Here is a 12447-nt window from a genome sequence, read left to right on the forward strand (position 1 = left end):
TAGCACGTTTCGAGTGTAATGCATTACTTTTGCAAATCAATTTTAGGCCCAACGGCCACTGTTCATGTTCACTACAGACAAATTGTCATTCTCTACACTTTTTGTCCAATATCTCTGGATTGCGCTTACTTGCTTAGTACTTAGTTCGGTCACAAACGTATATGCGCAGCAGAAAGCGACCTCACGAGCCGATCAATTAACTGACGAGCAGGTTGAGGCATTTTATCGCCGGGCGGAGTCCAGCGGAATGAATGAGTTTCAGATTGAGCAGGCGGCTATGTCTCAGGGCTACACGCTTGACGATATTGCCAAGATGCGAAAGCGGATCAATACCATCCGTTCGCAAGGCAGCCGTCCGACCAGTCAAACCGGAATTAATGGTGGTGGACAGTCAGGGGCATCAACTGGACGAACCTTGCCAACTGATCTCTCACGACGCGATTCACTGGATGTTGCACGGCTACGTGATACCACAAAACGACTAAAGGTGTTTGGCGCATCGTTGTTCGAAAACGCCAGTCTGTCTTTTGAGCCAAATCTTCGTATTGCGACTCCGCGCAACTACGTTGTCGGACCTGACGACGAAATTAGCATTGATATTGCTGGGGCGGCATCGGACAATTTTCAACTAAAAGTCTCGCCGGAAGGAACGGTCAAGGTTCCGAACGTGACACCGATTTACGTAGCCGGTCTCAGTATAGAACAGGCTGAGCAGCGTATTATCGCCCGGCTTCGTAAAGCAGGGTACCAAGGGCTGGGTGTACCGGGAAGTGGTACAACGGCTAATGTGGCGCTGACGAATATCCGGAGTATCCGGGTTACGCTCGTCGGCGAAGTTGTCCGGCCTGGTACGTATACGATCTCGTCGCTTGGCTCAGCGTTCAATGCCCTCTATTTGGCTGGTGGTCCAAATCCGGAAACAGGATCATTCCGCAAAATCAGTGTGATTCGGGGCAACCGCGTTGTTCGCACTATCGATCTGTATGACTTTATCCTCCGGGCTGATCAGCGCGATAACATTCGGTTACAGGATCAGGACGTCATTCGCGTCGCCGATTATGATACGCATGTAACAATGACCGGCGAGGTTCGACGACCCGCTATTTTCGAGGTCTTACCCGGCGAAACGTTGAAAACGGTTCTGGGCTTTGCGGGCGGATTTTCGGACGAAGCCTACCGAGCATCGATTACATTACGTCGGAATACCACACGTGAGCGGCAGATCATCACCATCACGGAGGAGCAGATTGCGCAGTTTGTTCCCAAGCCAGGGGATCGATACGTAGTCGGTAAGATTTTGGAACGGTATGAAAATCGTGTACAGATTGCCGGCGCAGTTATGCGGCCAGGTGATTATGCACTTGAACCTGGTTTGGAAACTGTAAAGCAACTCATCCGCCGGGCCGATGGTCTTCAGAAAGATGCGTTCATGAACCGCGCCATTATTATTCGTGAACGGCCGGATCTGGATATCGAAAGTATTTCTTTTGATCTGGGCAAACTGATGCGGGGAGAGGAGAACGATATACCGCTTCTTCGTCAGGACAGCGTTTCCATTCTGTCAATCCGTGATTTACGGGAACGTTATTACGTCACGATCGAAGGCGCCATCAACAAACCGGATACGATCAATTTTATCAGCAACATGGGCATTGGTGATTTGATCGCTCAAGCTGGTGGTTTTCAAGAAGGTGCCAAGCCGAATTTAATCGAAGTAGCGCGTCGTATACGTAGCGATTCAGCGGGTGTTCGCAATGTCACGTTAGAAAAATATCAGTTTGCTATTGATCCGAACTTAAGAATCATTCCCGGTAGTCCGGCGGCAACCTTCAAGCTGGAACCGTTTGACATCGTTTACGTTCGAACGTCAGCGAATTATGAAGCGCAGCGGCAGGTCAATATATATGGTGAAGTCATGCAACCCGGTAATTATGCTATTGTGACACGACGTGAGCGAATCTCCGATCTGATTCGGCGGGCAGGCGGTCTGAGACTAGAAGCTTATCTGTCAGGAGCACAATATATTCGTAATGGTGAAATAATCGGTAACGACCTGCAAGCCATATTAAGCGATAGCACAGCTGAGAGTAATTTACTTCTCAAAGGGGGGGACACTTTATATATTCCTCGTCGCTCTGAAACTGTGGATATACAAGGTGCGGTACTAAACCCATCGGTCACCAGCTACAAAAGTAGTTACGACTTTAACGATTATATAAGCGAAGCAGGGGGCGTAACAGATAACGCTCGTAGGGGTAAAGCATACGTTATTTATCCGAATGGGAGAAAGGATCGTACACAACATTTTCTCTTTTTCCAATCAAGGCCAAAAGTTGAGCCGGGTTCTACAGTTGTAGTTCCATTCAAGCCATTTGATCAAAATAAGATAAGCCCAGCTGAACGGATAGGTATACTATCTTTATTTACAACCGTGTCGATTGCATTAGCTAACCTATTACTTCGGTAATATGTCTGTGACTGAAAACTATCAGCCTAAACAAGAAGACATAATTGAAATTCGTGTGTCGGACATTGCCTATTTTTTTCGAGAGAATCGCCTAAGAATAATCATTAGCGGCATGATTGGCCTTATTATTGGCGCTATATACGCTTTTTCTAAGCCAAACGTATATACGGCACATGTTTCTGTTATGCCGGAAATACAATCAAGAGGTTCAGGTGGTATGAGTGGACTGGGGTCGCTAGCTGGATTGGCGGGGATAAATTTGGATAATATAAGTCAGGATGCTATTCGCCCTGACATATACCCTACAATATTACAAGGTGTACCGTTTGGATTACAATTAATGCAGCAACCAGTATATTCAGCTCAACTCAACAAGCAGCTACCACTAGAATCTTACATAAATGAGATGGGTAAAGGGCGATGGAGTGGGTTTTTGGGCGATAAAAATAAACCTCATATTGAAAAAAATATAAAAAAACCTGTAGAAGCTCAAATAGTCGAATTGACAAAAGAACAGAATGATTTAGTGAAGAATATCCTGGCCGACGTAGTTACAACATATGATAAAAAGACGGGTATTCTAACTATATCTGCTACAGAACGGGAGGCAACAGTCGCGGCTGCTGTCGCTCAACGCTCACTAGAATATTTAACGGGTTATATTACCAGCTATCGTACAGAAAAGTCGAATCGTCAAGTCAGGTTTCTCGAACAACAGGTTGCAGAAGCAAAAAAGCGATATCAAACTTCCGAGTATACGTTGTCAAATTATCGAGACAATAATCGTAGTATTTATACGAATACCGCTAAAATAGAAGAGCAACGTTTACAAGCTGATTATTTATTGACGCAGTCAGTATTCAATGAGTTATCGAAGCAACTCGAGCAAGCTAAAATCAAAGTTCAAGAAGAAACTCCCGTCTTTAAAACACTTGAACCGCCAATTGTACCTCTTAAGAAAAGTGGCCCCAAACGCACTGTTACAATGCTTTCCTTTGCAATATGTAGTGTTATAATAGTATTGGGTGTCAAACTAATGAAAACCTTTGTACAATATAACTTGTCAAAGCAAGTATGAAGAAAGCATTAATTTGTGGAGTATCGGGGCAGGATGGAGCATACCTGGCTAAACTACTTCTAGAAAAAGGGTATGAAGTTTATGGTGGCTCACGAGACGCACAGATGTCTTCGTTCAAGAATTTAGTATCATTGGGTATTCGTGATCACATCAAGCTTGTATCAATTAATATAAACGATTTTCGGTCAGTACTACAAACGGTCTTGAAAATTAAACCAGACGAGTTGTATAATCTGGCAGGCCAGAGCTCAGTAAGTCTGTCTTTTGATCAACCCGTTGAAACGCTAGAAAGTATTAGTGCTGGCACGCTCAATCTACTTGAAGCAATACGTTTCAGCGAACTACCAATTCGTTTTTACAATGCAGGTTCAAGCGAATGCTTTGGAGATACGGGGACTACAGCCGCTGACGAAAATACACCATTCCATCCCAGGAGTCCGTATGGAGTGGCGAAAGCAGCTGCGTTTTGGCAAGTAGCAAACTATCGGGAAGCTTATCAATTGTATGCCAGTACAGGAATTTTATTCAATCATGAATCCCCCTTAAGACCTAAGCGATTTGTAACACAGAAAATAGTTTCGACTGCTTGTGCTTTAGCTAATGGTAATAGTGAATCACTTACACTGGGAAATATTGAAATAGCTCGTGATTGGGGATGGGCACCTGATTATGTCGAAGCTATGTGGCTAATGCTTCAACAGAGTAATCCTGAAGATTACGTGATTGCGACAGGGCAAACGCACCAACTAAAAGATTTTATTAAAGTGGTTTTTGAGACAGTTGGTTTAAAATGGGAAGAGCATGTTCGTATAGACACGTCTCTTTTTCGTCCTACTGACATAGCGATTGGATATGCAAATCCATCTAAAGCACGAACACAATTAGGATGGCTAGCAAATTACAAAATGGAAGATATTGCTAGACAAATGGTGAAGGAGTGGCGAGTGTAATATATAATTTTCTGTAATATGTGGAAAGTAATAGCAAATATTGGATGGATATTTTTCGATAGGGTCTTCCGTTTGATTGTTGGGGTGCTTGTGAGTGTTTGGGTTGCTCGCTATCTGGGTCCTAGCGAATTTGGTATTCTAAATTACGCTATGCTTTTCCCAACTGTTTTGATGTCATTGGCTGGTTTCGGTTTGACTAATATATTGTTAATAGATTTTGTAGCAGCTAATAATGATCTTGAAAAACAGCATCGTTTAACTCAACTGGGATTATTTATCAAGCTGATGTTTGGTTCCTTAGCTTACGTAATTAGTTGTAGTCTTAACTATATTTTAAATAAAGATAATCCAGTACTATTTCAACTAATTAATTTAACTGGAGTTATTTTGATACTACAAAGCTCGGATATAATAGATACTTATTTTCAGTCCCAAACAAAAGCTAAATTATCAATTGTAGTTAAGTTAATTGCTTTCGGATTAGCCTCTTTGTTACGTATATACGCACTAAAAAATGATAAAAAAATAAACTTTCTAGTTGTTATCAATATAATTGAATCGTTGTTGGTATATGTGCTTTCTCTAATGGTGTATCAACAAAAAATTAGTTCATTATTCTCAAATATTAGCCAGGCTGTTAATTTAAAACTAATTAAACAGATGATACAGACAGCATGGCCAATAATGATTACTGAGTTCTTTGTATTTGTATACATGAGGGTAGATCAGTTTATGATAGAAGAGTTGTCAACCAACCGTGAGTTAGGACTGTATGGCGCGGCATTACGCTTGTCGGAAGCATGGTACTTTATAGCAGGAGCTATCACTACATCATTTTATCCTAAAATAGCGGAGTATTGGTTAATAAACAGAGAGAAGTTTTATAACCAATATCAATCGCTACTTAATATCTTAACATATATGAGTATAGGGCTATCCATTTTTGTTAGTGTTTCTGCAAATAGGCTGATAGAGGTATTGTATGGTCCTGATTTTCAACAAGCAGGCTCTATATTAAGCGTGCATATTTGGGCTGGCGTTTTTGTCTTCATAGGTGTCGGTACTAACAATCTTATGATAGTAAACAATTTGCAAAAATTTGTTCTCATTAAAACGATTACTGGGGCTCTTCTAAATGTTCTATTGAACTTTTGGCTTATTCCTTTATATGGTGCTATGGGAGCATCTATCGCAACGTTTATTTCTTACGGATTTCAGGCATATTTACTGAACTACTTTTTAAAGGAAGCTCGACCCATATTTAACTTGCAATCGCAATCATTTATTAATTTTATTACTTTAAAACGGCCAATAATGGCTAAATTTAATTTCAAACAACTATAATAAGAGTTTAATATGCTTTTTAGACAACTTTCATTTCTCTACGCGCTTCAATTTTATTTTTTTAAAGTTGTACGTCGCTTTGTAAATGAATATTCGCATGTATCATATTCACAGATGGGCGAAGATGTACTTATTCAAAATGTACTCAAAAAAGTCAATAATGGCTTTTACGTGGAAATAGGTAGTAACGAGCCGATTCAACATTCTAACACGTTTGGTTATTATTTACAAGGGTGGCGTGGAATTACGGTTGATGCTAATCCGAAAATGGTAGAATTACATAAAAAAATCAGGCCGAAAGATATAGCAATATGGACGGCTATTTCTGATAAAGAAGAAGAAGTAGTATTCTACGAATTTGATATGGATGAAATAAGTACAATAAACGAGAATTTTTATTTGAAAGAGAAGGATAAGCAGAAGATAGTTAGACAAACTACTATAAAAACTCGTACTCTTGATTCTATACTTGATGAATACCTGCCAAAGCAAACAAACATTGACCTGCTTTCAATTGATGTAGAAGGCCATGATTTTCAGGTCCTGCAATCAATCAATTTAGATAAGTATAGGCCAAAACTAGTTGTAATTGAAATGCATGGTTTTGAACTTTCGAATCCATTGAATAGTAAAATATATGTCTGGATGATTAAGAAGAATTATCATCTAATAGGTTATGCAATATGGAACGGATATTTTGTTGCTAACGAGTTTTTGTATGACTAGATAGACAAACAAATGGACGAAGAATTTAATACACCAGTTCTGCTAATTCTGTTTAATCGTCCCGGGCATGCTCGGCGAGTGTTGAATCGTATTAGAGAAAGAAAAGTACGTAATTTATATGTGGCTGTTGACGGACCGAGAATAAACAATATAGATGACAAAAATAATGTGGAAGAATGTATTAAACTGTCGGACGAAATAGATTGGCCATGCGTAGTAACAAAATTAGTCCGAGAACGAAACTTAGGCTGTAGATCGGCAGTTAGTTCAGCAATTGACTGGTTTTTTAGTAAAGTAGAAGAAGGTATAATACTTGAGGATGATTGCTTGCCAGATTTGTCTTTCTTCGCTTTTTGTCATGAATTACTTGGGGTATATGTCAATGAGCCCAAAGTCATGCATATAGCCGGAGCAAATATTTATAAAAAGCAGGTATGGTCAGATAGTACGTATTTTTTCTCTAATATACCGCATATTTGGGGATGGGCAACTTGGCGGAGAGCTTGGAAACTCTATGATGTAAACATGCATGATTATCATCAGTTTAGAGATTCAGGCATAATAGAAAAGATAGTGAATAATCCCCAATCAGTAAAGTACTGGTACAATGAATTCAATGGTACATATCTAGGTAAGATAGATACTTGGGACTATCAGTGGGTATACACTATATGGAAAAATCAAGGTTTGTGCATAATACCAAACCAAAATCTAATTACCAATATTGGATTCGATGAACATGGTACACACACAGTGGTTGATTCAGACATTGCAAATCTACCGACTGTAGCGATAAATGTTAAAACAATAAAACATCCTGAAATACTTGAGATTAACAAAGATGCGGTAAAATATGCTTTTGCAAATCTTTACCAACTGCCTTCTTGGTGGAAGACTAAAATTTCTAATTTAAAAAGACGTCTTTTTTAGAAATAATACAGGCAATATTTTGTTTGTATAAAAATGACACAGCTATGTTATGTAAAATATGTTCGGCAGAAAGCAAATTTTATTTGCTGACTAAAGTGTTGGGTAAGTATGATGTAAAATATTATAAATGCTCATCTTGTCAGCACATACAAACAGAGGAGCCATATTGGTTAGATGAGTCATATTCTAACGCAATAACTAAGTTAGATATTGGTTTAATTACGCGTAACGAGTTAATGACACCAGTTGTAAAGGCTGTGATAAGCAAGTGGTATGATCCAAATGCGCTTTTTATAGATTATGGGGGTGGGTATGGCATGCTAGTTCGAATGATGCGTGATCGAGGTTTTAATTTTTACCGGCAAGATATTTATTGTGATAATTTGTATGCAGAAAATTTCGATATCACCGATGTTTCTCCATTTAAAGCTGAGTTGCTAACTGCGTTTGAAGTTTTTGAACATCTAAAGAATCCAGTCGAAGAGATACAGAAAATGTTAGCATTGAGCGATAACATACTTTTTACAACATCAGTACAGCCAAACAGCAATGTTACACCTGAGTCTTGGTGGTATTTTATTCCAGAAACTGGTCAACATGTTGCTTTGTACAGCCGTGATTCATTACAGTATTTAGCTGATAAGTTTAACCTTAACTATTATTGGAATGAGCATAATGTTCATTTGTTTACCAACAAAAAGATTAATTCAAAACTTTTTAGGCTAATCACCAGCCCTCGCTTTGTACGTTGGTATAATAAATTTATTAGTAAACGAGAAGCTCTGCTTGATAAAGATTTTATATTAATTAGAAATAAACTAAATGCGAATATAGTAGTAAAGAGTATTTAGTATACAAATCCTATAATAAAGTTTTAATGAAAGTTTTTTTCGATCATCAGACATTTTCTATTCAAAAATTTGGCGGTATATCACGCTATAATGTTGAGTTGATAAGTGGAGTAAATAAGGGTATCAATGATACAGCCTATTTACCAATATTGCTATCTGATAATGTATATCTTAACAAACTAAATCAGTATAATGTGAATCTGCTACCAAAAAATAATTTTTATAAAAAGGCGCAGATAGTTTATAAGATCAACAAATTATATAGTGTTGCTCATTTAGTTAAGAAAGGATTTGACTTGTTTCATCCAACATATTATGATCCCTATTTTCTGCCATATCTTAAAGGGAAACCTTTTGTATTAACAATTCATGACATGATTCATGAACGTTTTGTTGAGCAGTTTCCAGAGCTTGATAATAAAAATTCAGCTATAGAGAAAAAACAAGTGTTAGCTGAAAAAGCAGATAGGATTATTACTGTGTCTAACAGTACTAAACTTGACGTTGTAAACATGTTAGGAGTGAAGCCTGAAAAAGTTCATGTTATATACTCAGCTGGATCTTTTAATCCTGTATGGACTACTACTAAAGGGCGTTTTGTTGAGGAGCCATATTTATTATTTGTTGGTCGCCGGGAACGATACAAGAATTTTGAGGGATTGTTAAATGCGATTCGCCATATTCTAGAAAAATATAAAATAAAGTTAGTGTGTGCGGGAGGGGGTGAATTTACAGCACAGGAAAATAAAATAATTGATTCATTTAGATTAAGTCAATTAGTAAATCAAATTTCAATTAACGATAAGCTATTATCAATATTATATAATCAGGCTATAGCCTTTATTTTTCCATCATTATATGAAGGTTTTGGTATTCCTGTTTTAGAAGCGTTTGCAAGTGATTGTCCATGTATTGTCAGTAACCAAAGTTCACTGCCTGAAGTAGGAGGTGATGCTGTTGTATATATAAATCCTTTTTCACGTGAATCTATAGTCGACGCTGTAGAAAAAATTATATGTAGCTCACAACTTAGGCAGGATCTTATAGAAAAAGGTCGAGTGCAGTTGGCTAAATTCTCGTGGGACAAAACTGTAAAAGAGACTGTTGATCTGTATCGCACTTTACTATAAACCAGGTTAAGTGTAAAAGTGTGTAGTTATGAGAGAAAGGTTATATTATCTAGATGTAGTTCGTGGCATAGCAGCAGTAGTGGTTGCATGTTTGTATCACTATGTGCATTTCTCAAGTATGATACAACCGAACTCCAGTGGGAGTGTTCCTCCATTTTTTGCTATACAACCCTTTAACTTTCTTTTTTCTAGAGGAGAGTTGATGGTAGATGTTTTTTTTGTTCTATCAGGAATTGTTTTTTCCTATACCTATCAGGAACCTTTACAAAAAAGTCAAGTTGATCAATTCGATTTCTTTGTAAAAAGATTTTCCAGATTATATCCAGTTCATTTTTTAACTCTAATAATTACCACATGTATTATATCATTATTTTATTATAATTTTAAGACTTATCCTATTTATTCCAATAATGACCTGTATCATTTCTTTTTAAACCTTCTTTTTCTACAAAGAGGATACGCTGATTTTGGCTATTCTTTCAATGGACCCTCCTGGTCTTTATCTGTAGAAGTGCTAATGTATGTTCTTTTCTTTGTTCAAATGAGATATTTTAGACACTATATATTAATATCAATTATCTTGGCCTGCTTAGGATTGCTCATATTCCGTTTTGCGCCAGTTTATTTTCCCTTTTTATTTAATATAGACGTCAGTAGGGGATTAATGGGCTTCTTTAGTGGAAGTTTACTTTATAATGTTTTTTTGAAGAATTACGATGTATTCAAAAAAAAGCAAATTTTTTTAGTTTTACTGTTTTTGTCTTATTTTTTTTATCTAGTATACTTGCATAATTTCATAGCTGTACCACTGAATATACAAGTTATCGTTATTATGGTCATATGTGTACCAATACTTCATCATAATGATTGGATTCGTACTCATTCTAATGTGCGTATACTAGTTTCATTGGGTGATATTTCATTGGCTGTTTACATGATTCACGTGCCAATACAAATGATTATCATTTTTTATTATAGATTTACACATGACGTAATACCGTTCGATAGTGCCATATTTCTTATGACTTATAGCTTATCTGTGATACTGTCAGGATACTTACTGCATTACTATTTTGAAAAGCCTGGGCAAATTTGGTTACGACGAGCGTTTGTATTTAATAAATAGTACTTAATAAATATTAATCTCCTGTTTCCAATATTATTGTAGGAAAACGTTGACAATGTAGAATGGTTTAATCTTTATAACGTGTTTTAGATTTGTTATAGCTTCGTGAATTAGTCTGCGAAGAAAGCAACTTCTTTCTTTCGGAAGAAACAACGAATACGTTTTCGATCTGCCTGCAAAAAATCAACTTCATTCATCACCGCAGTCTGAAGCTATTCCAGATCGATAAAAACTCGATTCTTCAGTGATCGCTTTAGTTGACTCCATACCAGCTCGACGGCATTGAGCACGGGACTGTAAGCGGGCAACCGGTCCAGATGAATGCGGCCAGGTCGGCTGTGGAGCCAGTCTTTGACTGCTTGAGACCGGTGAATAGCCGCCCCATCCCAGATTACCAGCATGTTTTGACGGCGATACTGCCAGTAAAGCTTGCTCAAGAACCAGCAGATATCCTCACTGGTAAATGGCTGATCCTGCCCCGCCAGATACAACCGACCCGTTGGAGAAACAGCAGCAATCAGGCTGAGATGGGCCCGTCCCGCTTGTTCCAACAGCAGCGGTGTTTGACCACGGGGTGCCCAGCTGCGGGCTACAAAGGGCAAAAGATAGCAAGCTGATTCGTCTACATACAGAACCATACGTCCCTCAGTCTGCGCTTTTTTGGAGCGCGGGTAGTCGCTCAGCTTGCCAGTTGGCTACAGCTTGTGGATCTTGCTGGTGGGCTTGCCGAGCTGGTTTCTGGCGGCTCCAGCCCACTTTCTTAAGCAGTCGTCCAACTTGGGAAGGGTCATAGCTGATGCCGAAGAGTTTGATAATCACCTCATTAATGCGTGGCCGGGTCCAGACTTGGCCCGAAAAGCCGTGCTGCTCAGCGCCCTTGGCCAGTTCTCTCGTCAATTGATCGAGTTGCTCCGCTGTCAGTCGGGATGGGGCTCCGGTTCGTTTACCAGTCGTCAGGCCCGCATCGCCTTGCTCACGGTGGGTTTTCAGGGTTTGGCTGACCCATCCCTCGGTCAAGCCAAAGGCCCGGGCAATGTCAGCTTGTTTCCAGCTCGCCTGTTTGAGTTCGACGCACCGCCGGCGTAGCGCTTCGTAGTCTGCCTGTTTGTATGTAGCCACTAAACACAGGATAAAAGTGGAATCAGGTCATTGATGGGACGTTGATTCAGGCAGCGATCCCGTAACTCATCCAGGCCGTGTCGAAATAAACTATACACCTGACGACTGATAGAATCAACTACCCGACTAGGAATGAGTATGCCTTTATCGAGGAGCCAGAGGCCCGTTTCAATCGCCCAAATCAGACTCATCGACAAGATAAACAACAAAGTCCGTAGACACTGGTGTTGCTGCACTCGGCATTCCTCCAAATCGAATCCCCGCGATCTGTACGCTCTAAACAAGGTTTCGATCCCCAACGCTGAGCGTAGAGACGGGCGATGTGGGACAAATAGGTCAGGGAGTAAACAATCAGAAAGTCCCCATCTGCCAATTGTTTGCCAGCCAGATATAGATTGGCTTTGTATAGACGACGAGGTTTGCGGAACAGCCGCCATTGCGGATAATCAAACAAAACTGATACCCGTTGGCGTTTTCCTTATGGCGTCAGTATCTGAGCGTTTGCTCGAATCCGAATGACCGGAATCAGCCCACATGTGCGAAATTCGGGGCCAATAAATTCGCGGTCAGCCGTAATATAGATTCTCTGTTTGTCACTTATTTGTAGTCATTTAGTGCACATCCTGGGTGATTGACCTCCCCCCAAATACTGGACCGCTCAGCGATTGAGGATCGGACGGTCATTTGTTCTCTTTTCACTGCCCTTTCCGACCTCATCAGGCGTTA

11 protein-coding genes are annotated in these 12447 nt (G+C 39.5%); 9 read left to right on the top strand and 2 right to left on the bottom strand.

Annotated features, from left to right (window positions below):
* The first annotated feature begins 64 nt into the window (after window positions 1–64).
* From CLV58_RS24805 to CLV58_RS29290, 9 genes are all read left to right on the top strand, one after another.
* Entirely contained in the window at window positions 65–2467 is a 2403-nt protein-coding gene (locus CLV58_RS24805) for an SLBB domain-containing protein (RefSeq protein ID WP_106140535.1), read from the top strand.
* Between the two features lies 1 nt (window position 2468).
* A complete protein-coding gene (locus CLV58_RS24810) occupies window positions 2469–3545 on the top strand; it encodes a GumC domain-containing protein (protein WP_106140536.1) in 1077 nt (358 codons plus the stop codon).
* Window positions 3542–4495 carry a GDP-mannose 4,6-dehydratase gene (locus CLV58_RS24815; RefSeq protein WP_106140537.1) on the top strand — a complete coding sequence of 318 codons (954 nt, stop codon included), beginning with the start codon at window positions 3542–3544 and terminating at the stop codon, window positions 4493–4495. The genes CLV58_RS24810 and CLV58_RS24815 overlap by 4 nt, the downstream gene beginning before the upstream one ends.
* Before the next feature lie 18 nt (window positions 4496–4513).
* Window positions 4514–5839 carry a flippase gene (locus CLV58_RS24820; RefSeq protein ID WP_106140538.1) on the top strand — a complete coding sequence of 442 codons (1326 nt, stop codon included), beginning with the start codon at window positions 4514–4516 and terminating at the stop codon, window positions 5837–5839.
* A gap of 114 nt (window positions 5840–5953) precedes the next feature.
* On the top strand, window positions 5954–6565 hold the full coding sequence (locus tag CLV58_RS24825) for an FkbM family methyltransferase (RefSeq protein WP_170108794.1): 612 nt from the start codon (window positions 5954–5956) through the stop codon (window positions 6563–6565).
* A gap of 12 nt (window positions 6566–6577) precedes the next feature.
* Window positions 6578–7495, top strand: a complete 918-nt coding sequence (locus CLV58_RS24830; RefSeq protein ID WP_106140540.1) for a nucleotide-diphospho-sugar transferase — start codon at window positions 6578–6580, stop codon at window positions 7493–7495.
* 23 nt (window positions 7496–7518) lie between these two features.
* A complete protein-coding gene (locus CLV58_RS24835) occupies window positions 7519–8346 on the top strand; it encodes a class I SAM-dependent methyltransferase (RefSeq protein ID WP_146141538.1) in 828 nt (275 codons plus the stop codon).
* A 26-nt stretch (window positions 8347–8372) separates the two neighbouring features.
* Window positions 8373–9476, top strand: a complete 1104-nt coding sequence (locus CLV58_RS24840) for a glycosyltransferase family 4 protein (protein ID WP_106140542.1) — start codon at window positions 8373–8375, stop codon at window positions 9474–9476.
* 28 nt (window positions 9477–9504) lie between these two features.
* Complete coding sequence (locus CLV58_RS29290) at window positions 9505–10602, top strand: acyltransferase family protein (protein WP_106140543.1); 1098 nt, start codon at window positions 9505–9507, stop codon at window positions 10600–10602.
* Between the two features lie 212 nt (window positions 10603–10814).
* Here CLV58_RS29290 and CLV58_RS28860 read toward each other — a convergent pair whose 3' ends face one another.
* Entirely contained in the window at window positions 10815–11240 is a 426-nt protein-coding gene (locus tag CLV58_RS28860; protein WP_245882458.1) for an IS630 family transposase, read from the bottom strand.
* Between the two features lie 7 nt (window positions 11241–11247).
* Window positions 11248–11721 carry a helix-turn-helix domain-containing protein gene (locus CLV58_RS28865; protein WP_245882459.1) on the bottom strand — a complete coding sequence of 158 codons (474 nt, stop codon included), beginning with the start codon at window positions 11719–11721 and terminating at the stop codon, window positions 11248–11250.
* Window positions 11722–12447: the final 726 nt, after the last annotated feature.

Source organism: Spirosoma oryzae, from assembly GCF_003002825.1.
Lineage (GTDB): Bacteria > Bacteroidota > Bacteroidia > Cytophagales > Spirosomataceae > Spirosoma > Spirosoma oryzae.